Raw genomic sequence first — 23061 nt, forward strand, 5'->3', positions numbered from 1 at the left:
GTTCCCGTTAATTATACCGAACTGCGGGCGGCCTTGCAAATAGATTTGAGAGGATGTTCAAAAAGTCAACTTTTGATGACGAAGTAAAGCAGGAAGCGGATTCGACATCGAATCTTGAATTCAGCCGGGCCTTCCGGTGCTCACGTAGGTTTTCCTACGCTCTGCTCCTCACTCCCTAAGCCTCATCCAACCTTCTTGGTCCTGAAAAGCCGACTTTTTGAACACGAACTTGTATGGAAGGTCTGAGAGAGCTACATTGTAGCCTTCAGCTCAAGCAACGCGTCGCGGAGCTCTGCGGCGCGCTCGAACTGCAGGCTCTTCGCCGCTTCCTTCATCTCGAACTCCAGACGCTCGATGACAGAAGCGCGATCCTTCTTCGACAGCTTGCTGAGATCCTCCGCACCGGTCAGGAACGAGCTCTTCGTTTCTACGGCTTTGGTCGCTTCGATCAAGTCTCTGACTTTCTTGATGATCGTCTGAGGCGTAATGCCATGCTGTTCGTTGTAAGCCAGCTGAATGGCACGGCGTCGCTCAGTCTCGCTGATTGCCCGCTCCATCGAATCGGTGATCCTGTCTCCATACATAATGACGCGGCCTTCCGCATTCCGCGCCGCACGGCCGATCGTCTGGATAAGCGATCGCTCCGAGCGTAGAAATCCTTCCTTATCGGCATCCAGAATCGACACCAGGCTGACCTCCGGCAAATCGAGTCCTTCCCGGAGAAGGTTGATACCAACAACGACGTCGAACGTTCCCAGTCGCAAATCGCGCAAAATCGCCATCCGCTCCAACGTCTTGATGTCCGAGTGCAAGTAGCGAACCTTGATGCCGACTTCCTTCATATAATCGGTCAGATCCTCGGACATCTTCTTCGTCAGCGTCGTTACCAGCACGCGCTCGTCCTTCGCGATCCGGTCGCGAATCTCTCCAAGCAGATCGTCGATCTGCCCCTTGGTCGGACGTACCTCTATAATCGGGTCGACCAGTCCCGTCGGACGGATGATCTGCTCGACGACGGTTGGGCAGTGCTCCAGCTCGTAAGGTCCCGGCGTTGCGGAAACGTAGATCAACTGCTTCGCCTTCTGCTCGAATTCCTCGAAACGAAGCGGACGGTTATCCTTGGCCGACGGCAGGCGGAAGCCATGATCGACGAGCACCGACTTCCGGGCCTGGTCACCGTTGTACATCGCCCGCACCTGCGGCAGCGTAACGTGCGACTCGTCGATGACGACGACGAAGTCATCCGGGAAAAAGTCCATCAGCGTGTACGGGGTAGCGCCGCGCTCGCGGAACGTCATCGGCCCCGAATAGTTCTCGATGCCGGAGCAAAAGCCCATCTCGGCCATCATCTCCAGATCGTACCGCGTGCGCTGCTCCAGCCGCTGCGCTTCAAGCAGCTTACCCTGCTCTCTCAGCTCGGCCAGCCGTTCCTCCAGTTCGCGCTCGATGTTCACGAGCGCCCGCTTCATTTTCTCCTCGCCGGTAACGAAGTGAGACCCCGGGAAAATGACGACGTGCTCTCGTTCGCCCGTAATCTCGCCCGTCAGCACGTCGATCTCCGTGATCCGTTCAATCTCGTCCCCGAACATCTCGACGCGAATCGCCGAATCCCCCCGCGACACCGGGAAAATCTCAATCACATCGCCGCGCACGCGGAACGTGCCCCGGACGAAGTTGAGATCGTTGCGCTCGTACTGAATGTCGATCAACTTGTGCAAAATGGCGTTGCGAGACTTCTCCATCCCCACTCTCAGGCTGAGCCTGAGATCGCGGTACTCCTCGGGAGAACCGAGACCGTAAATGCAGGACACGCTCGCCACGATAATGACGTCGCGCCGCTCGAACAGCGCCGCCGTGGAGGAGTGACGCATCTTATCGATCTCGTCGTTGATGCTGGAATCCTTCTCGATATACGTATCGGTAGACGGTATATACGCCTCGGGCTGATAGTAATCATAATAACTGACGAAGTATTCCACCGAGTTCTCCGGGAAAAACTCCTTGAACTCGCTGCACAGCTGCATCGCCAGCGTCTTATTATGAGCGATCACGAGCGTCGGGCGGTTCACCTTCGCGATCGTCTGGGCGATCGTAAAAGTCTTCCCCGTCCCCGTCGCCCCGAGCAGCGTCTGATGCCTCTTGCCCGCCGCTATACCTTCCGCAAGCTGGCTGATCGCACCCGGCTGGTCGCCGGAAGGCGCGTACTCCGAAACCAGGTTAAACGGCTTATTCAACAATTCCGTATCGGCCATCCGTTATCGTTGCCCCTTTCCGCATCCGCAGCTGCACGTGATCGGTTCAATCCCGTTCTTCTCTGCGAATCGTTCGTTTATATCCGTTCCGTCAACAGAATGTGTGTTCCCATCTATTATATCGGTTTGTCGGCGAAGCGTCAAAAGAGCCCGCGCCCAAGACGGGGTCGGATTTTGGCGATTATGCAGCAAACTTTCGTCTTTTTATGATACGATATAACTAATTGAACATATTCGCTAAAAAATCGCCTTTCGAGCGTTCGGAGGCAGACTGGAGAGTGACGCATGGGTTTGTTTGATTTCATTAAAGGACAGTTCATAGAAGTCATCGAATGGCTCGACGATCGGGGGATTGTCGTCTATCGCTTCCCGGCCTACGACAACGCGATCAAGATGGGAGCAAAGCTCATCGTCCGCGAATCCCAAGCCGCTATTTTCGTTAACGAAGGGCAGATTGCCGACGTTTTCGGCCCTGGCACCTATACACTAAGCACGCAAAACATGCCTGTGCTTACAGCTCTTAAATCGTGGAAGCACGGCTTCAACTCCCCGTTCAAATCGGACGTTTACTTCGTGAACATGACCACCTTTACCGATCAAAAATGGGGCACGACAAACCCGGTCATTATGCGCGATCCCGAGTTCGGGATGATTCGGATGCGAGGCTTCGGCAATTATTCCTTCCGAGTGCAGGATCCCGTCATCTTTTTGCGCGATATTTTCGGAACGAAAAAGGAGTTCACGACCGCTGGCATCACCGGCTATCTGAAAGCGGTCGTCGTATCCGGAATCAGCGATCTCGTCGGCGAAGCGAAAATTCCGGTGCTCGACTTGGCGAGCTCCTACGACGAGCTCGGACGAATGACTGCGGAGAAGCTGCTGCCGAACTTTGCGGCGATCGGTCTTGCCCTGACGAACGTAACGATCGAAAACCTGTCGCTGCCGCCGGAAGTGGAGCAGATGATCGACCGCAAATCGTCGATGAACATCGCCGGCAACCTGGATCAATATATGAAGTATCAGACGGCCGAGGCGCTTCGCGAAGCCGCGAACAATCCGCACGGCGGCGCGGCGGGCGCAGGCGCGGAGTTGGGCGCGGGCATGGCGATGGGTCAGATGATGGGACAAATGTTCCAGCAGATGAACTCGGGCGGCGGCGCGGCGGGGGCAGCCGGGCAAGCTTCTGCAGGCCAGAGCTCGACGGGGCAAGGGGCGGCTTCGGGAGATGCGGGGCAGCAGGGGCAAGCTTCAGGCGGCAAGAAGTTCTGCTCCGAATGCGGAAGCCGGCTGAACGAGAACGCGAAATTCTGTTCCGATTGCGGAAGTAAACTTTAGCCGGAGGCGTCATTTAGATGAATAACGCTGCGACCGCGATTCGATTCCCGTGCCCCAGTTGCGCGGGTCCGATGGTATTCGATGCGGAAAGTCAAAACCTGAAATGCCAATATTGCGGAGCGAATAAGGAAATCGAGAAAATTCTCGACGAGCCCGTGGAGCATGCCTTCAACCGGCGCGACGAGAATCTGGATCGCCTGCAGGACTGGGGTGCGCAGCAACAGGCAATTCACTGCGAGACATGCGGCGGAGAGACGCTGATCCCGGCGGGGCAGACGACGTCCACCTGCGTCTTCTGCGGCTCTCCGAAGGTGCTAAGCCAAGAAAATGTACGCAGCATCCGCCCGGAATCCGTTATCCCCTTCCGGGTATCGCGCGATGAGGCGCTCAACTCGTTCGCCCGTTGGAAGAAAAAGAAATATTTTATGCCTAATCACTTCAAAAAAACGGATGTCGACTCCCAGTTGAACGGGATCTATATCCCCTACTGGACTTACGACACCGAGACGTATTCGGTTTACTCCGCAGAGGTTGGCATATATCACTACCGGACGGTAACCAAGACGAGGGTCGTCAACGGCAAAACCGAGACGTACACCGCCCAGGAGAGATACACCGTCTGGCATTCTACGCGAGGGGATTACGGCAGGAGCTTCGACGACATTCTCATCCCGGCTTCAGGGCACTATAACTCCGATTTGCTGAAGGAGCTGGGAGATTTCAAGCTGTCCGAGCTTCACGGCTACAAGCCGGAGTATTTGAGCGGCTACATCTCGGAGCGTTATTCCATCACTCGCGAGGAAGGCTGGGAGAAGGCGCAGCAGCGAGCCGACAGTACGCTTAATACGGAAATCCGCAGTGTGATCGGCGGGGACGAAATCCGCAACCTGCGCATCCGGACTACGTACAATGCCATCACTTATAAACATCTGCTGCTGCCGGTATGGAACGCCAACTACGTCTACAAATCGAAGAAGTATTACTACATGGTGAACGGCCAGACGGGGACCGTCTCCGGACGCGTTCCCCGCAGCGCCCTCAAAATCACTCTGTTCACGCTATTCCTGCTGGGCATCGTCGGCTCCATCGTCTGGTTTATCGCCAGCCACCCGGAAATCACCTCGACTACAACATAACAAAGCGAAGTTCGGTTCATCGCCGGACTTCTTTTTTTGCCATCGACAGATAGTTGACTCCTTTCGATATTTAGCTTATCATCTAAATATAAGATTTAGATATTTATCTAAATATCGAAAAACACCACCCTCGCGAAAGGAGGGGCCGCTTTTATGAACGACGCGTTCAAGGCGCTTTCAGATCCGACAAGACGCAAAATTCTCCAGCTGCTGAAAGACCGGGACATGTCTGCAGGAGAGATCGCCGACCACTTCGACATCTCCAAGCCGAGTATTTCCCATCATCTGAGCATCCTGAAGCAGGCGCAGCTCGTTCAAGACGAAAGACAAGGACAGAGTATCATCTATTCCCTCAACATGTCCGTGATGCAGGAAGCCATGAGCTGGTTTCTCGGCATGATCGGGACTAAAGGAGAGACGCCCAATGACTGACGGCAACGACAAAAAAACAACCCTATGGTCAAAAAACGACTGGCTGCTGCTTGGCATGAACATCGCGATTTTTATCACACTGTTCCTTGTATTCAATTCCCGGCTTCCCGACACTGTCGCCTCCCACTATAACATCAACGGCGAAGCCGATCGCACGATGACAAAATGGAGCTTCTGGCTTTTCAACGCCGCGTTGACAGTTGCGCTGCCCGCTCTGCTGTCCCTGATACGTTACGTTGATCCCCGAAAAAGCAATTACAGCCGATTCGAAGGCTACTATCATCTGATGCGTTGGGCGATTAGCCTTTTCTTCCAATCTGTGATGCTGATTGTCATTCTGGACAATACCGGCCATAAAATGCCGATGCTCAATCTGGTGCTCGGAGGAATCGGGCTATTGTGGATTATTATCGGCAACCGCATGGGGCAAGTGCGCAGCAACTTCTTCATCGGCATCCGTACGCCCTGGGCGCTTATGGATGAGCGCAATTGGCGTTTGACTCACCGTCTTGCCGGTCGCCTGTGGTTCATAGCCGGCATCGTGATGTTCGTGTCCGCCTGGTTTGCCTCAATGCAATGGATAGCGGCAATCGTTATTATATGCGCCTTGGCGAGCGCTCTGGTTCCCGCCGTCTATTCTTACCTGATTTTCAAAAATAAAACGGAGGTATGACCCATGAAAAAAATTAGAAAAACCGCCCTGATCGCAACCGCATCCGCCATGCTTCTATCCGCAATCCCGTTATCGTCCTCTGCCGCCTCAGCGACTGCTTTTAAGCTTAACATCGACGGTCAAGCGCTTCTGTTCCCCGATGCCCAGCCGTACAGGAGCGGCAATGACGTCATGGTCCCGCTTCGTCCAACCGCGCAAGCGCTTGGCCTCAAGGTCGAATACGTTCCCGCTTCCAAGGAAGCGGCGATCACCGGCTCCGCCGTAACGGCAACCGTCAAGTCGGGGAGCAACGAAGCGCATATCGGAGGCCAAGCCAGCATCGCGTTTGGCGCCAATGCAGTCGTCAAATCCAACCGTATGTTCGTCCCGCTCTCCTTCTTCGAGAGAACGCTCGGCTTGCAAACGGTTATTCATGAAGATAGCGCAACGGCTTCTATTCTCACGGCGAAGGCTAGCGAAAACGCCGTGAGGACAATTGTCGAGAAGCTCATTGCGGGCGAATATGAACAGCTGTCCGGCACTTATTTCGATAACGCCCTGCAGAAAGCGGTACCGCCTGAAGCGCTGAAAGCCGGCTGGGAGCAAACGGTTGCTCCAGTCGGAAAATATAGCGGAATCGAAGCGATTCAAGTAAATGCCGCAGCTGCCGATCAGCCTCAGTTCATCGCTCTGCTAACCTTTGCCAAAGCGAAAGTCGCATTAACGCTCACCCTGAACGCCGACAATCAAGTTACCGGACTATGGATGAAGCTTGTTGCAGAGCAAGCTCCCGTTCCGGCCGGCCTAGTTGAAGAGGAAGTCACCGTCGGAGAAGGAACGAAGTATCCTCTGCCAGGTACGCTTACACTGCCCAAAAACAGCTCCGGCAAGCTGCCCGCCGTCGTTCTCGTCCACGGCTCAGGCTCAACAGACCGAGACGAAACCGTCGGCCTCGCCAAGCCGTTCCGCGATCTTGCCTGGGGGCTTGCCGAGCAGGGGATCGCCGTCTTGCGCTACGACAAGAGAACGTTCGCTCATGGACAGAGCTTCACCCCCGATATGCTCTTATCCTTCACGGTTAAGGATGAGACGGTCGACGATGCTATCGCGGCGGCGAAGCTGCTGAAGGCTGACCCGCGCATTGACGCCTCGAAGGTGTTTGTCGTTGGCCACAGCCTGGGCGGCATGCTAGCCCCCCGCATCGACGCCGACGGAGGAGATTTCGCCGGACTTGCGATTCTGGCCGGCTCTCCCCGCACGCTGTGGGAAATTATCGCGGACCAGAACGCTGCGGTGATCGCCACAATGAAAGACGGCGATCCGGCTAAAGCCGCCAACACGGAGCTCGTCGCCGCCGAGGTTAAGAAAGCGCAAGCCCTTGCCGGCCTTACCGACGATGAAGCGAAAAAACAAACCTTATTCGGCATCCCGGCTTACTACTTCAAGGAAATGGACAGCCGCGGCGCCGACGGCATCGCCGCCAAGCTGACAAAGCCGGTGCTCGTGCTGCAGGGCGAAGCCGACGTCCAAGTGTATGCGGACAAAGATTATATTCAATGGCAGGAAACCTTGAAAAACAACAGTAAAGCATCCTTTAAGCTGTATCCGGGCCTTAACCACTTCTTTGCGAAAGACAAGGACGGGCATGTCGACGCGCAAGTCATTCGGGATATCGCCGACTGGATTATCAAGTAATCGCGATTACTCTCCTCCGATTGCCTTAAGACCGACTACAGCCGAAACCACAAGCGCAAGGAAAAAAATTCTCCGGGGCTGGCGGGACTCTCCATACAGCAGCATGCCTACGAGCGTTCCGCCGACCGTCCCGATCGCCGTCCATACCGCATATGCGGTTCCCATCGAGATCGACTTCATCGCTACGGACAGCAGACTAAAGCTGATAATAAAGCCCAAGACAAGCATGAGCATGCTCAGCTTGTCTTTTTTCTCCTTCAGCCGATTCATGGCAAGCACGCCCACAACCTCAAATAACCCCGCGAAGACAAGCGCAATCCACGCCATTATCCGTTCTCTCCCTTCGCTTTGACATCCGTCGTCATTTTCAGTCCCCCGATGCCGACGATTAGCACCGCGACAAGGAGCAGTTTGACCGCATTCCACTCCGCACCGAAAAATAAAGACTCCGCCAGCACCGCACCCGCCGCTCCGATCCCCGTAAACACCGCATATACAGTGCCGACGGGCAAGTCGCGCGTTGCCCGCAGCAATCCCGCGAAGCTGAGTACGATGCCGACGACGGTCAGCGCCCACTCTCCCGCATTCGATGCGTGTTTCAAGCCGGATACCCAGCCTACCTCGCACACTCCGGCCGCAAGCAGCAATAACCAGGATCGATTCATAATTTCATACACCTCCGAATGTAGTGTGTCCCGCCGCCTCCAGTACTTCCGGCCGAACGACAAAAAAAGCCCGAAGCATCGCAGACCATCGCGATCCGTGCAGGCGTCGCGGGTCGTCATCGATACTCCCGGGCTTTTATCCCTCCGTGTTCATCCCGCCACAACGGCGAAGATGCGCTCCCTCTCGGACCGAACCGGCGTTGGCGGCGCCGTGGAACCCTAGGGACCCTATTCCTGATGATCACTTAAAAAATACTAAACCTCTCGCCCCTTGTCAAGACTTCATCCGGACATGGGCGGCGCGAGGAGGCAAGCCGACTTCTTCCTCCGCCTTCTTCCGCTCGGCCTCCGCCAGCGCCTCCGCAGCAGCTTGCGAAGCGGCCGCTTGTTCAGCTGCGGCCAGCTCCGCCTCGCGGCGAGCTTCCTGCTGCCTCATCGTTGGAGAGTTCCTTAGACGCCGCGCTCCCGCTTCTCTTAGCCCTTGCCAGATCGACGCAGAGCGCGGCGAGGCCACGAACTCGATGTCGTCGTCCGGAGCCGGAATAAGCCCCAGCTGATAATGCTCGCCCTCGTAACGCGCTCTTTGGAGGAACTTGACGTGTCCTTCGCGATTGACGACCTCCAGCTTGCAATAGGCCGATTGAAGCTGCAATGCGGCATGCAGATCCATTTTGTTGCGCACGACCGCCCCGTTAACTTTTTTGATGACTTCTCCGGCCTGCAAGCCAAGCTCGGCCGCCGGCGTTCCGGGGAGCACCGCCAACACCTTTACTCCTGTTCCGTCCTGGGAGTACAAAGGATCTTTGCCTGCTTCTCCGATCCGGCTAATCCATAGCAAGCCTTCATGCAGCAGGAAGGCCGCTGCCGAAGCGATCGCGACAAGCGGAGACCAGTAGACAGCGCAGACGGCCAACAAGGCGATAATTACGCCGTAAAGCATTAGCAGATTGCCCGACATCCCGGCCTTGCGTTCCGGCCAATTGGTCGCCGTTCGGTCGCTGAAACCGATCAAAACCGGAAAAGCCAGGAAGCTCCAGGCCGCCGCATCGCCTCCGAACAAAGGCGCCCATGGCAATGTAAACCCGCCGCTCGATGAAGGCACAAGCCAGAGCAGCGGAATGGGCCATACACCGGCAATCGCGTATGCCCCCATTGGCTTGCCTCGTTTTCCTTGCAGAAACAGAGGAATCGCAATCGTCCCTCTCTGCAATCGGACGAGAAAACCTTCCGCGATATGGAGAACGCCTGCTATGAAGAGCAGAGCAGGAACGTCGATCGCCAGAAGCATCCGCAACGCTTCTGCGACAGCCGAACCTTGGGCGGCCTCTATTCCCGCCCATTCCACCCCGGATTGCAGCAGACCGAGCGCCCCCGCAGCGTATGCCAGGCACACGTATCTGAAGCGAAACAACGCTAACACGGCCATTGCGATCCAGACGAACATTAACGTCTCGCCGTTCAGAACGGCGCCGGCTCCCAGGCCGACTACGGAAAGAACGATCCCGACAGCCAGCCCGGACGCCGTTCTCGTCAGCGTTAACCGCATTGCACCGTATAGACGAACATGATATAGCCTGCGCTGCAGCGTGACTGTATGACGGGTATGCCACCATACGAGCGCAATCGCAATATAAAAATATGGAAAAGTGAACAGACCGACCGCGGCTTGTCCAACCTCTTTAAGTATATTCAAAAGATCATCCATCGCGCCTCTCCTCTTCCTTGCAACTCAACGCACGCCAACGCAAAAAAGGAAGCTGATCGAGATCAACCTCCTAATTGATATTCGACGGCGCGAGGGAAAATCCTTCTCCCGCCGTTTCTTTGGAACACACCATTTTATGGAGATTCCGATGACTCCAGCAGTTTGCGGGCTTCGGCGAGCGCCGTCTGCCACTGGGCGTCGTTGGTTTTATCCTGAATAATGGAGTAGAGCTTCTCTTCCAGCCGTTGGGCTGTTGCGGAATCGACTTCGCCGGTCTTCGGCAGCGATTCGTCGGCCTGGAATCGTTCGACGGCCTGCTTGGTCTTCTCGCTGTAATAGCCGTCCGTGCGGTCCGTCGGATAACCGACGCCCGACAGAATCGTCTGCAAATTTCCGATGTCTCCGCCGGTCGAATCGAGCTTCAGCACCCGGTCTCGCGGCAGCCGCCACGCCAGAAAATAATCGGGCTGAGCGACCGGAACATCCGGCTTAAGCCCCTGCTCGTTGATCCAGGTCCCGTCCGGAAGCAGCCATTTGTATACGGTCAGCTTGATCAGACTGTCATCGCCCAATTCACTGTTGAAATGAACCTGTACGGTTCCTTTGCCATAACTCGTATCTCCTACAAGCACGGCGCCGGCCGATTGCTTCAGAGCGCCTGCCAATATTTCCGACGCGCTGGCGCTGCCTTTGTTGATCAGCACGACTAGCGGGTACCGCTCGCCGTTCTTCGCCCCATGCTCGGCAACGTCCACTTTGCGCTGGCCGTCGCGATATTCCGATTGCACGATCGGCTTGCCTTTCTCCAGCAACTGATCGGCAACTTCCACGACCGACTGAAGATACCCTCCCGGGTTGTTCCGAACATCGATCACGAGAGCCTTAAGCCCCTGGCTCTTCATCGCTTCGAGCTCTTCGGCCACTTGCGACGCCGTCTCGCTCGTGAACTGATTGATGAACAGATGCCCGATGCCGTCCTCCCCGACCTCCGACCCGACCGCGATCGGGTCGATCCGGTCGCGAACAAGCTCCAGGTCCAGCGGTTCCGCCCTGCCTGCCCGCTGTACCTTCAGCTTAGCTTTGGTTCCCTTCGGCCCCCTAATCTTGGCTATAGCTTCGCTTAGGGATAAGCCGTACAGGCTTTCCCCGTTAATCGAGAGAAGCACGTCGCGCGATTGCAGTCCAGCTCTCTCAGCGGGAGAGCCCCGAATCGGCGCTTCGACGACTACCGCCCCTTTTTCCATTCTCAGCTCTGCGCCAATGCCCGTGAATGCCCCTTGAAGGGCGTCAACGTACGCATCGGCTTCGTCAGCCGACTTATATATGGAATACGGGTCGCTTAGCGATTCCACCATGCCTTGCAGCGCTCCGTCGAGCAGCCTGTTGCGGTCGGCAGGAAGGAGATAGCGCTTCTCGATCAGAGACACGGCCTTGTTGAGCTTGTCGATCTCGCTCTGTCGAAGGCCTTCCTGAGTCTGCCCGTTTCCCCAGACCGCCGTCCCTGTCGCTATTCCGTTCCACCTCGGAAATTCAAGGACGGCATAGGTCGCGACGCAGGCCGTTACTGCCGTTAGCGCCATCAATGCCGCGACTGTGCGACCTCTGAATCCCACATGCCCCACTCCCCAAAATTTTCCTCGTCTATCGTCTTATAGAGGTTATTCAAAAAGTCCGATTTTGATCACGAAGCCTCCCAGGAAGCCTACTCGACGTCGAATCTTGAATTCAGCCGGAACTTCCGGTGCTCACGTAGCTCCCACTACGCTCCGCTCCTCATTTCCTAGCTTCATCCAACCTTCTTGGCGCTGAAAACCGGACTTTTTGAACTCACACTTATAGTTAGATTATGACAGGCTTAGTTCATTTAGACAATTCCTGTCCAAAAAGAAGCAGCCGATTCTCGACGATTCGTCGGGAGTCGACTGCCCTTGACCGTTGTTACTTCAAGTAAGGCGCCGGATCGACCGGCTCGGAGTTTTTGCGGACTTCGAAATGCAAGTGATTGCCTGTCGATTGACCCGTCGATCCGACCAGTCCAATCTTTTCTCCGCGTTTCACCGTATCGCCTTTTTTCGCCAAAATCTCGCTCATGTGCCCGTACAACGTCCACAAGCCGCCGCCGTGATCGATAATGACGCAGTTTCCGTAGCCGCTCCACGATTGAGCGATGATGACAACGCCCGTCTCCGCAGCATAGATCGGCGTTCCCTTAGGCGCAGCCATGTCCATGCCCGCATGCAGCTTCTTGGAGCCCGTAATCGGATGAATCCTGTAGCCGAACGGAGAAGATAATCGGTACTCCGACTTCAAAGGCATCCCCAGCTTGCCGCCCGTGTAGTAAGTCTTAATCCGGTTCTTCTTCGCTTCCAGCTCGGAAGCCTTCTTCGCCAGCTCCGTGAGCTGCTTGGCCGATTCCTCGCTAATCTCTTCCAGCTCTTCGATCTCCACCGCCAGCTTGGCGATCAGCACTTCCTTGTCCTTCTCTTCCTGCTCCAAGGTCGACTTATGCTGCTCGATCTCTTCGTACAGCAAGCGGATTTCTTCAAGCTCCTGCTCGCTCTGGAGCTTCAAGGCGGCAACCTCGTCTGCATACTTCTTCTTCTCGTCGAGGATATTGCGATCCTGTACGGCGATCGCCTCTACCGCATCGTACCGCTCCAGGAAATCGGAGAAGCTAGAGGAGCTGAGCAGTACGTCCAGGAACGATACCGGTCCTGCCGTATAGGCCATCTTGACCCGCGACGCCATCAGCTGATCGCGGTTGTCGCGCTGCTTGATTGCATTCTCCAGCTCCACGCCCGTCTGGATCAGCTTCTCTTCCGACTCTGCGATTTTCACTTGCGTATTTTCCAATCGCTTCTGTACCGTCTCGATCCGGCCCAGCAGCTTCTCGATGTCTTCCTTGGTCGCTTCCTGCTTGCCTGTCAGCTCTTGAACCGTTTTCTCCGCATATCTCTGGTTGTGGGCCGCTCGGTCCATATCCTTCTTGAGCTCCTTAAGATCCTGCTCGATCTTCTCCAGCTCCGTCTTAGCTTGTCCATCATACGGTCGGCCGACCAGACCGACAACCAACAGCATCGCGAGTAACAGCAACAGCTTCTTTTTCACTAGGCTCCTCCTCTGAATAGCGTGGACGTATTCCACAATATCATTAGACCCTTAAGTATCTGCGCACTGAAATCGTGCTTCCGAATATCCCGAGCAGCGTTCCCAGCCCGATTATCGCGCCGCCTACGCTGTTCATGACTTCGTCCATCGTCGCGAACTGGATCATGTACAACCCTACGGTTGCGCTGGTCGACTCGACCATCTGAGAATATCCGAACATTAGAATAACGGCGCTCACCAGCGAACCGAAAAATCCGATAATCGCCCCTTCGATGAAAAAAGGCCAACGGATAAAGCTGTTCGTGGCTCCGACCAGCTTCATGATTGAAATCTCCCTGCGCCTAGCGATAATCGTCGTCTTGATCGTCGTCGAGATCAGGAACATCGCCATTACGGTCAAACCGAGCACGATGACGATTCCGATGTTGCGTACCGCATTCGTGATGCTGAACAGCTTCTCAATCGTGTCTTTGCCGTATTTGACCCGCTCGATCGACTTCTCGGGATCGGTCAGATTAATCGCTTCGATCTGCTTGGCAATATAGGCGATCTGCTGCGGATCGAACGCTTCGATCTCGAAGGAATCCGGCAGCGGATTGTTCTCTTCGTCGTACCCGTCAAGCGCTTCCCGCCCTTCCTCGCCCATGCTCTCGCGAAACCGCTGCAGCCCCTCTGCCTTGGAGACAAAAGTGACCGTCTTGACCTGGGGAATCCGCTTGATCAGCCTCCCGACCTCCTCCGCTTTCGCTTCGGCGGTCCCGGTCTGCAAGTAAACGTTGATCTGGACCTGGCTGTCCAACTGATCGGCCAGCTTGTTGACGTTCATGGCCAGAAGCATAAAGACGCCGAGAATAAACAGGGAAATGCCGATGGAGCTCATCGAGGCGAAGGTCATCCAGCCGTTGCGGCCGACGTTCTTGAGGCCCTCCCGAATATGGCGGAGAATCGTGCTAAATTTCATAGCCGTATTCTCCTCTCGCCTGATCGCGCACAATGGTTCCCCGTTCGATGGCGATTACGCGCTTGCGCATCGTATTCACGATCTCCTTGTTGTGGGTAGCCATGACGATCGTCGTGCCGCGAAAATTAATCTCCTCCAACAGGTTCATAATGCCCCATGAAGTCTCGGGGTCCAGGTTTCCCGTAGGCTCGTCCGCTACGATTACCGCAGGGTTGTTGACGATCGCGCGAGCGATCGCGATTCTCTGCTGCTCGCCCCCCGACAGCTGCGCCGGCAGGCTGCCCGCCTTATGCTTCAGGCCGACAAGCTCGAGCACTTCCATCGTTCTGCGACGAATGAGACGGCGCGGCGTCTCGATGACTTCCATCGCGAACGCCACGTTCTCGAAAGCCGTCAGCTTCGGGAGAAGCTTGTAGTCTTGGAAAACAACCCCTATGTTGCGTCTCACGAACGGAATTTTGCGATGCTTCAGTTTTCCTATATTAAAGCCGTTGACCGAGATTTGTCCCTTCGATGGATATTCTTCTCGGTAAATCAGCTTCATGAAGGTGGACTTACCCGCACCGGACGGACCCACAATGTACACGAATTCGTTGCGGTCGATCACAACGTTAATGCTTTGAAGAGCTGTCGTGCCGTCTGGATAGGTCTTCCAGATGTCCTGCATTTCGATCACGGTATCACTTCCTGTTAAGATTCAGACTTTAGATACTTCGACATCATGCCTCATTTTCCTCTCTATGTCGATCGATTGCCCGGGAAATCTGTCGAAGGCGCGGACTTCCGAGCCTTATTGGGCTTGGGCTTCAGCCATTTGTTTAGAAATTTTTAATTTTTGGAAAGAACGAATCGATGAAACCGCAGTATAACTCATTAGAAACATTTTACAGACGTTTGCGGTCATTTGATCGCAGGAAAGGCGGGTAGAAAACGACAATGACGCAGACGATGAATACAAGACAGTCCCGTCACGCCGTAAGCAGAAGGAGGAAGGGGTCCGGCATGAAAAAACTCGGCATAATCGTTCTTATCTTCGTATTCCTACTGGTTGGCGCAGGAGTCGGCAGCGCGATGAGCTACGGAAGCGATCAAGCTCTGCCGGACGGCTTCCGCGTCGGCGGACTCGAGCTCGGCGGCAAGTCGCCGGAGGAGGCCTTGGCAACGATCCGGGCGCGCATAGCGGAAGCGCAGGCCGTTCAAGTGTCGCTGGATCCGAGCAGTCTCGGGGGGCCGGTCAGCGCGGTTAGTACGACGGGAGCGAGTTCGAGCGCGGGTATTCCGGCTTTGACGCTTGAGGAGCTCGGCTTACGAATCGCGGCTGACGAGGCGATCCAGGCGATCGAGCGCCGCCTCGATTACTCCTGGTGGGAACGGGCGAAGCTGCGGATTTATGGCGAACAGGGAGCCTCATACGGCATTGACGTGGCGTGGGATTCGGAACGGCTGGAGCAGGCTGCGAAGCAGACATGGGGAGACCTAGTGCGGGAAAAAGGGGCCGACGCGAGCCGTACGATCGACGAACGCGACAATGTCGTGTACACACCGGAAAAGATGGGCCGGAGCATCGAGCTGGGCCCGGCGATTGAAGCCATCCGCGGGCTGGCCCCGTCCTCGTTGGCGGATATCGGCAGCAGCTCGCGGCTCGTCCCGGCCGCTATCGTCGAGACGCCTCCCGAAATTACGGTCGCCAAGCTGAGGGAAGACGGGCTTGAACGCAAAATTGTCGAATTCACCACATCGTTCACTACAAGCGGAGAAGGTCGCTCGCACAATGTCACCGCAGCCGCGCTGTCGCTGAACGACACGCTGCTGCAGCCGGGGGAAGTGTTCGAATACGGCAAAATCGTCGCCAAAGCGGAAAAAGAACACGGCTACAAGGAAGCGCCGGTTATTCTTAAGGGCAAGCTGACGCCCGGCATCGGCGGCGGCATCTGCCAGGTGTCGAGTACGCTGTACAACGCCGCGCTGCTGGCCGGGCTGGAGATCGTCGAGCGACGCAATCATTCGCTGCCGGTCAGCTACTTGCCGCGCGGACTCGACGCCACGTTCGCGGACGGCTACGTCAACTTCAAGTTCCGCAACTCTACCGGCAAACAGCTGCTGATCCGCACCGTCGTCGCGGACAAAACGGTCACGGTCAAGCTGTTCGGAACGATGGACGAACGCGTATCCTACAAAACGGAAACCGCTCAAGTGAAAGTTAACCCGCCGAAAACGGTCTACGTCGCCGACAGCTCCGTCGCGCTAGGCAAGCAGAGCGTGCTGCAAAAGGGCGAGAACGGCTATGTTGTCGAGGCGTTCCTCGTGAAGCTGATCGATGGAAAAATCGCTGAGCGCAAAAAGCTGTCCAAGGACACGTATCGCACGCAAGACACGGTGATCGCCGTCCACCCGAACGACCCGCGGCTGAAGCCTCAGGGCGCCGAACAGACGCCGGGCGGCGGATCGGGCTCGGAGCCGGCTCCCAATACTCCGGCTCCGGAAGACGGCGTTATTGTAGAGCCGGTGTGAGGGAAGCATGACGCTGTAAGATAAGCAAACGGCCAGGCAGTGGAGTGGAGGCCATGAATGTGCCTTGGCTCCTCCCAAGCTGCGAGGTGGAGGCCAAGAATGTGCCTTGGCTCCTCCCAAGCTGCTAGGTGGAGGCCATAAATGTGCCTTGGACCCGCTCTAGCTGCGAGGTGGAGGCCAAGAATGTGCCTTTGCTCCTCCCAAGCTGCGAGGTGGAGGCCATGAATGTGCCTTGGACCCGTTCAATCTGCGAGGTGGAGGCCAAGAATGTGCCTTGGACCCGCTCAATCTACGGGGTGGAGGCCAAGAATGTGCCTTGGCTCCTCCCAAGCTGCGAAGTGGAGGCCATAAATGTGCCTTGGACCCGCTCAATCTGCGAGGTGGAGGCCACGGATTGCTCCACTACCAGTACGTCCTATTGGCCTTCGTTCAAATCCGGTTATTCGCGAGCATGCGACATCGCCGCCTGCAGCCATTTCGTGCAGTTTTCCCGATCCCAGCCGTCGATCTCGCTCTCCCGCTCCAAAGCCTCCCGCCAATGAGTCGCAGCCTCCTCCCACCGCTGTTCGATGGCGCAAAGCTGGCCCAACGATTGCGAGAGGATGGAGCGAAGCTTGGTAGAGACAAAATTATAGTAGCGCGTCAATTCAGCTGTGTCGGCGCTAGGCTCGATAGCAGAAGTATCGGCGGCGGCAAGAGGCGCTTCGAGAATGGCCAACGCCCGCCGGCATTCGGCGATCCGAGCGCGGGGAACGGCTCCGTCATCTGCCGCGGGCTGCCAGCCGAAAACGGCCTCCCCGTCCGTCCTCAGCCACGTATCGGTAAATCTGAGCTTGAAAAACTCCGTATTGTACGCCGTTAGTCCAGACAAGGCGTCCGACAGCCGCTCCAGCTTCTCTCGGCAGATCTCGGCACGCGATCCATACAGATGACGGCATAAGCGATCAATCGCCGTTCCCATCTCTTCTCCACCCCAAGACATCCGGGCAAACACGTATAGATTCGGCCACATCGCGGCTCGCTCCGAGTCCATCTCCCGTCCGGCGTCGGCTGCGTTCACCGCCTGTCCCTCGATCTCCTCCCGGATAATACGGACCGACTTGCCGTAAGGCACGATTAAGCTCATGACGCCGGTCGCCCCGATGCGACGAAAATAAGCCATGTCCTCTCCGATCGTTCGAAACAATGGCGGAAACAAGGAGGTCAGCATCCAGTAGTCGGAGTAATATTCGAACGCCGTCCAGGCGGTTCCGAACGTCCCGCACGCCTCCGCCCATCGGTCGACAGCCGCTTTGAACCTGGCGTCGCGCGGCAGCGTCGGCGCCTCGAACGAGTCCCGATAGTTCCGCCCCCAGCAGGCGATCAAAGTATCCAGCTCGCTTGATGCCGGAACGTCCTCCAACATGCGCCATTCCAACTGCGCATTGTAGGCGATGTGCTCTACGTTTACCTCGATGCCATTCGTCTCGAACGCTTGGCGAAGCCGATCGAGAAACCCTGTATAAGTGGCTATGAACCCGGCTTCGCGGCAAGCGGTGCAGCCGCATACGCGCTTGTTGTCGTTGGGCCACAGCGACAGCGTCCGCAGCACGACGCCCTTTTCCAGCTCCCGCTCCACGAAAGAGACGATGTTTCCGATCATGACCTTGACGCCTGCCTCGCACGAGTAGCACGGCTGATCGGTCATTCGTACGCCTTCCTCGCCCGCCAACGCAAACCATTCCGGATGCTCCGAATAAAGCTCCGCAGCAGGGAAAAATCTGTCCAGATTATGGCCGCCCAATGTCAGCCTCAATTGGCGTTTAGCAAGCTCGGGCCTTAATTGTTCTGCGTCCCGCTCCCATAGCTCGATTGTAAAAAACAGATCGTTTAAGCCGTTTTTGGCGGACCAATCGATGAGAGCCAAGGCGTATTCGGACGTCTCCGCGCTTTCCAGGACGATTCCCCTTCTCGGAAACGACGGTTTGAAGCGTCGGCTGCCGGTTATCGTTGCGGGTTTGTCCATGGGAACAGAGCGGTGTTCAGGCGTCGGCCAGGCAATTCCAGCATGCTCCTCCAGAAAGCGATAGGCGCCATACAATACCGCTCTTGGGCTGCCGCCAACGATGACCATACAGCCGTTCTCAGCGGCAAGCTCAAACTCCTCTTCCCCCATGTCGTTCCTGGAACCGGCGAAGCGAAGCGCAAGCCCGCCGTTTTCCGCCGCCCTCTCCTCCTCTGCTGAACAACGATAGCCAGCAAGCGCCAGATGCATCTTCAACTCGTCTGCGGCAAATCGCAACGTTTCATGAGGCGACGAGGGAAGTGATAGAAGCAACCCGGATTCGCGATAGTCTGCTAAACAAAAGCTTTTTTCCTTTTTCAAAAGGATCATCTCCTTAAATATAAGGGAAGGCACGGTCCGCATCAGGCGCCGCGCCTTCCCGCTTGCTATTGTTCGGGCACGAACAGAACGTCCCGGAAATAGTTCGTATCGTTAAACGTATAGATCGGCATCGTTCCGATCGCGGTCGTGCTTACTCCGCTGCCCGTGTAGGTAACCAGATCCCCGTTCGAGTTCGATTGGGCAAAGCCGTGCGGAGTCGCAGCGTAATAATAATCCGACGGTCCGTTCGTGATCGAGACGATATAGTCCGTCCCGGCGGAGACGGCAACCGGCTCGGGCAGCAGGAACTCCCGCCATCCGGCATGCCGCGTGGACACGTTCCACGTATACGGACCCGCGATTCTCTGCCCGTCGCTTACTCGCCAGAGAGAGACCAGATGAGCTCCCCCTTCGTCCGGATGAGCGTACAGCCGAACGCCGACAATGCGGCCGTCGACCGTCGTCTTGAACTTCGTCCCCAACTCGTAACGGGCATCGTTGGAGAAGCCGAGCGGAACTTCCGATCCCAGAGCGGTCTGCTCGTGATCCGCTACGAAGACGACGTCCCGAAAGTAATTCGTGTCGTTAAACGCATAGGTCGGCATCGTTCCGATCGAAGCCGAGCTTACGCCTTCCTCATAGGAGACGAAACTTCCGCTTCCAGATGGACCCGAAGGACCCCCTTGCCCGCTGACGGCATACAGCTTGTCATACACGCTGTTCGTGACCGACACGACGTAGTCGGCGCCGGCCTTGATCCTCACTGGCTCCGGCAAGACGAACTCCTTCCAGCCGGACGAACCGGCGCTTACGTTCCAATCGTAAGGACCGGCCAGCAGCGTTCCGTCGGCGGCGTTCCACAGTGATACCTTGTGAACGCCTGCCTCGTTCTCATGCGCGTAGATTCTTGCTCTCGTCACGTAACCGTTTGTGTTGGCGGAGAATCGGGTTCCAAGCTCGTACACCGCATCGCTGTCAAAGCGCTCCGGGACTTGCCCGGCCTGCAGGCTTCTGCCGTTGTTCGGAGTGAACACGATATCCCGGAAATAATTCGTGCCGTTAAACGAATACGTCGGCATCTCTCCCAATTGAGACGAGTTGACGCCGCTGCCCGCGTAAGAGACCAGGTGCCCCCGCTCGATCGGTTGCGAGAAGCCTTGCGGCGTATAGACGTAATGTTTGTCTGCCGCGCTGTTCGTGACAGAGACGATATAGTCGGTATCCGCTTGAACGGCCAGTGGCGATGGCAGCTCGAACAGCTTCCAGCCCTCGGTTCCCGCAGGGAAGGTCCAATTCAACGGACCGGCTATCCGCACCCCGTCGTCGGCTCGCCAGATGGAGACATCGTGCTGTCCACCTTCATTGGCATGCGCGTACAGCTTCACATGCGTAATCGTACCGTCCACCGTCGTCCTGAACCGGGTGCCGAGCTCGTAGCGGGCATCGTTGCCTGCCGCCGTCGGTGTTTCTCCGGCCAGAATCGACTCGCGTCCCGACTCGGGAGCGGTCGCAGGCGTTGCCGCCGTCAGGGCCGAAGCGGTAACGAACGCGTCTGCGACAGCAGCCGTTCCCGTGGACAGACGATGCTTGTCCGCAGACACGGTCAGTGTGGCGGTGTGCGTTCCGGCGGGCAGATCCAGCGCCAGAACAAACTCCTTGGCGTGTTCGGTCCGAGCAGCGTACAGCTCGGCGTAAGGGTATTTCACGCCGTCGATCTCGACGTCGATCCGGCCACCGTCCGGTCCGGCGGATGCGATCAGCGACAAATACGGGCCGGAGAAAGAAAACGTCAGCTTCGAGCCTGGAGCGTTCGACGATAATGCAGTGCCTCCGGAGTAAGAAGGGTTTGCCGCATCATTCCATGTCCCTGTTCGGACGACCGAACCGCTTTCGGCTTCGACGGCCGCAGTGTCGTAAGGAACGACGGCGAATAGGGCAGTCGCTTCGGCTTCCAGATCGTAGCGGAAGTTGGATACGTTCTCCCCTACCGTTGCCCGATTCAACACGTCCACCACTCTCGACGGCTTCGGCAGCGCAATCGACTTTATCCCCGCGTTGCCCGGCGCCGAATGAACCATCAACAGCTTGCCGTCGGTGCGGATATTGTCTTTGCCGCCATAGGAATACACATGAGCGCCGCCCAGATTGTCGGCGATCGAGCGGATCAATCCGGCCTTGAGCGGTCCGGAGCCGCTAAAGATCGAGGTCCACGTTCCCATGTCCTTGCGGGCGAAGGCCGTTTTGCCCGGTTCTCCGTCGTAATAGCCGAGCTTGACGGCGGAGGCGTCCGTGACATGGAAGGACGGAGTGTGCGCGTATTCCGCTTCCACGCCGCCGCTGTCTTCACCGACCATCCAGCCTCCGATCGTCGTCGCTCCGCTGCCTTCGGTAGCAGGGTCGGCAAAATTGGAAATGATCGTAGCTGGGCTGGAATAGTCGGACTTGGCGACGGTCATGCCGATCAAGTCGGTAATATTCGCGGCGCTGGAGCCGGAATCGTTGAAATAGCCGGGCGCTCGCAGAAAAACGAGTACGTTGTCGTCCCGCTTCAAGGCGTTAATCTCCGTTCGCTGAGCCGACGTGGCGCGATATGCGTTCAGGAACACGAACGTTTTGACCGAATCGGGGATGTTCGGCAGATCGGACATCACGTAGTAGCCGAACTTCACGCCGCTCCGGGCCATTTCCCGCTGCTGCTGCTCGAACAGATGAAAAAATCCGTAATCCAGATGGTACTGCGGGCCATAAGGATTGTTGGTCGGCGTTACCTGATTGACGTTTAACGTATGGTACGGAAGCGAGTTCTCGTCCACGATGACCGCCACGTCCGGCTTGAACTGCCGGTCGGCGCTTTGCAGATAACGACTCGCTTGCACGGATAACAGCTTCTGATACTCGTCCCAAATCTCCTCCTGCTTAAACCAGCCCTTGGAGTTGATGTCCATCAAGTACTGGCCGCCTCCGGTGACGATCTGATTGCCCGTCTCCCTCCGCAACGCTTCAAGCGTCTCGTCCAACGAGTACGTTCTCGGGGTGAACAAAATATCGTCGCGGTAAGGCAGTCCGTCCACGAGATGCGTGCGGGTGTCGTTTTCCAGAATGAACATTTTGCCATGCAGCGCCAGCGAGTCGAAGGAGCCCATCGGTCCCGCGTTTACGCCCATGGCGCGATCCCCGTATTTGACGGGGGCGCTGATGAAATCGACGGTGGAGGAAGCCAGCACATCGCCCAGTGCATAGTGGCCGTTATTGGACGGACGCGCGTAGTGGGCGGCGACGTAATGATAGCCGTACATCGAGCCGAGCAGCGTCTGCCCTCCCGTTTCCCGCTTGAACAGTCCCCCCGCGAAGTCGATTGTCTCCGCTATCTTTTTGCTGTAGAAAGTCTGATAATCAATGGCCTTGCCTTCAACGGCTATCGAACGGAAGAAATTTTCCTCCGAATGATCTCTCTCGGCCAGCGTCGGAATGCCAGCCGTTGTCAGCGTCACTCCGGAATCGTTCCACGCCGCTTGCAGCGCCGCGTCGGTCCCGTACTTGGCGGTCAGCCATTGCCGGAACGCCGCGACCATCGGAGGCGAGTAATCCTCTCCCGCACCGATTCTGCCCTCGCTGTTGGAGTCGAAGTACCATTCTCCGCTGTCCATGTTCATAATCTGAAAGCCCAGAATCCGGTCCGCATAGGGCTGCTGCTTCAGCCAGGCAATATAATCGACGACCAGGTCGTCCAGTTGATCCCGCCAATCCTGGGACGCCAACGACGGCCACCCGGAACGCAGCCCCCGCTCCGTCACCGCGTGCTGATCGGCCGCCAGATCGAAAAGCTGCCCGTCGGCGATGCCGATGCGCAAAATGCCGTAGGCTTGGGAGTCGCGAGCGAACACATCCTCATTAACCTGCTCGTTCCAGGCCATGTCGTCCAGCACGTTGATCCAGAACGTCACGTGCACGTCGCGCGACTGGGCCATCGTAATCGTATCCAGAAACGGACCGTAGTTCGGATGGATTTTCATCGTGCTGCCGTAGTTAAACTGCGGAACAACGGGCGTCCCGTTAATTTTGAACACCGGCCCGCCGTTCTCATTGGAGATCGTAGCGGTGACGGGCCAACCGGCCGAGGCGCTAACCTGGGAATAAGGCTTTGATGAAAGCGATAACGTTCCGGTCAAACTCAAAACAATGGCCAAGCAGATTCGAAGTGCCGCGGACAAACGGTTCATGTTGTTTCCTCTCCTCATCTTGGG

The 23061-nt window shown here is 56.7% G+C and carries 16 protein-coding genes and 1 riboswitch; of the genes, 6 read left to right on the forward strand and 10 right to left on the reverse strand.

Annotation, left to right across the window (positions count from 1 at the left end):
* Positions 1-251: 251 nt before the first annotated feature.
* A complete protein-coding gene (gene uvrB / locus DFP98_RS10645) occupies positions 252-2252 on the reverse strand; it encodes an excinuclease ABC subunit UvrB (RefSeq protein WP_116060570.1) in 2001 nt (666 codons plus the stop codon).
* Between the two features lie 285 nt (positions 2253-2537).
* Here uvrB and DFP98_RS10650 point away from each other — a divergent pair, with 285 nt between their 5' ends.
* The 5 genes from DFP98_RS10650 (at position 2538) to DFP98_RS10670 (ending at position 7502) form a co-directional block, all read left to right on the forward strand.
* Positions 2538-3587 carry an SPFH domain-containing protein gene (locus DFP98_RS10650; protein WP_116060571.1) on the forward strand — a complete coding sequence of 350 codons (1050 nt, stop codon included), beginning with the start codon at positions 2538-2540 and terminating at the stop codon, positions 3585-3587.
* 17 nt (positions 3588-3604) lie between these two features.
* The gene (locus DFP98_RS10655; RefSeq protein WP_116060572.1) at positions 3605-4723 is read left to right on the forward strand and encodes a TFIIB-type zinc ribbon-containing protein; all 1119 of its coding nucleotides are present in this window, start codon (positions 3605-3607) and stop codon (positions 4721-4723) included.
* A gap of 153 nt (positions 4724-4876) precedes the next feature.
* Complete coding sequence (locus DFP98_RS10660; protein ID WP_116060573.1) at positions 4877-5155, forward strand: autorepressor SdpR family transcription factor; 279 nt, start codon at positions 4877-4879, stop codon at positions 5153-5155.
* A complete protein-coding gene (locus DFP98_RS10665; RefSeq protein ID WP_116060574.1) occupies positions 5148-5828 on the forward strand; it encodes an SdpI family protein in 681 nt (226 codons plus the stop codon). The genes DFP98_RS10660 and DFP98_RS10665 overlap by 8 nt, the downstream gene beginning before the upstream one ends.
* 3 nt (positions 5829-5831) lie before the next feature.
* Entirely contained in the window at positions 5832-7502 is a 1671-nt protein-coding gene (locus DFP98_RS10670; RefSeq protein WP_116060575.1) for an alpha/beta fold hydrolase, read from the forward strand.
* A gap of 6 nt (positions 7503-7508) precedes the next feature.
* Here the strand turns inward: DFP98_RS10670 and DFP98_RS10675 are convergent, their stop codons facing one another.
* From DFP98_RS10675 to ftsE, 7 genes are all read right to left on the reverse strand, one after another.
* A complete protein-coding gene (locus DFP98_RS10675; protein WP_116060576.1) occupies positions 7509-7829 on the reverse strand; it encodes a DMT family transporter in 321 nt (106 codons plus the stop codon).
* Complete coding sequence (locus tag DFP98_RS10680; protein WP_116060577.1) at positions 7829-8167, reverse strand: DMT family transporter; 339 nt, start codon at positions 8165-8167, stop codon at positions 7829-7831. The genes DFP98_RS10675 and DFP98_RS10680 overlap by 1 nt, the downstream gene beginning before the upstream one ends.
* 123 nt (positions 8168-8290) lie before the next feature.
* A riboswitch (guanidine-I (ykkC/yxkD leader) is annotated at positions 8291-8401 on the reverse strand.
* A 40-nt stretch (positions 8402-8441) separates the two neighbouring features.
* Complete coding sequence (locus DFP98_RS10685) at positions 8442-9872, reverse strand: PDZ domain-containing protein (protein ID WP_116060578.1); 1431 nt, start codon at positions 9870-9872, stop codon at positions 8442-8444.
* 134 nt (positions 9873-10006) lie between these two features.
* Entirely contained in the window at positions 10007-11485 is a 1479-nt protein-coding gene (locus DFP98_RS10690; protein WP_116060579.1) for a S41 family peptidase, read from the reverse strand.
* Positions 11486-11810: 325 nt separating this feature from the next.
* Complete coding sequence (locus DFP98_RS10695; protein WP_116060580.1) at positions 11811-12980, reverse strand: peptidoglycan DD-metalloendopeptidase family protein; 1170 nt, start codon at positions 12978-12980, stop codon at positions 11811-11813.
* A gap of 43 nt (positions 12981-13023) precedes the next feature.
* Positions 13024-13941 carry a permease-like cell division protein FtsX gene (gene ftsX / locus DFP98_RS10700; RefSeq protein ID WP_116060581.1) on the reverse strand — a complete coding sequence of 306 codons (918 nt, stop codon included), beginning with the start codon at positions 13939-13941 and terminating at the stop codon, positions 13024-13026.
* Entirely contained in the window at positions 13931-14617 is a 687-nt protein-coding gene (gene ftsE / locus DFP98_RS10705) for a cell division ATP-binding protein FtsE (protein WP_116060582.1), read from the reverse strand. Before ftsE ends, ftsX begins: the two co-directional genes overlap by 11 nt.
* Positions 14618-14943: 326 nt before the next feature.
* Here ftsE and DFP98_RS10710 point away from each other — a divergent pair, with 326 nt between their 5' ends.
* On the forward strand, positions 14944-16452 hold the full coding sequence (locus tag DFP98_RS10710) for a VanW family protein (RefSeq protein ID WP_181917609.1): 1509 nt from the start codon (positions 14944-14946) through the stop codon (positions 16450-16452).
* A gap of 439 nt (positions 16453-16891) precedes the next feature.
* On the opposite strand, the gene DFP98_RS10715 is transcribed toward DFP98_RS10710, so the two are convergent.
* Together DFP98_RS10715 and DFP98_RS10720 are read right to left on the reverse strand one after the other, a co-directional pair.
* On the reverse strand, positions 16892-18817 hold the full coding sequence (locus tag DFP98_RS10715; RefSeq protein ID WP_181917610.1) for a DUF4838 domain-containing protein: 1926 nt from the start codon (positions 18815-18817) through the stop codon (positions 16892-16894).
* A 65-nt stretch (positions 18818-18882) separates the two neighbouring features.
* A complete protein-coding gene (locus tag DFP98_RS10720) occupies positions 18883-23037 on the reverse strand; it encodes a DUF4082 domain-containing protein (RefSeq protein ID WP_181917611.1) in 4155 nt (1384 codons plus the stop codon).
* Positions 23038-23061 lie beyond the last annotated feature (24 nt).

The sequence above is a fragment of the Cohnella phaseoli genome (assembly GCF_003386235.1).
Lineage (GTDB): Bacteria > Bacillota > Bacilli > Paenibacillales > Paenibacillaceae > Cohnella > Cohnella phaseoli.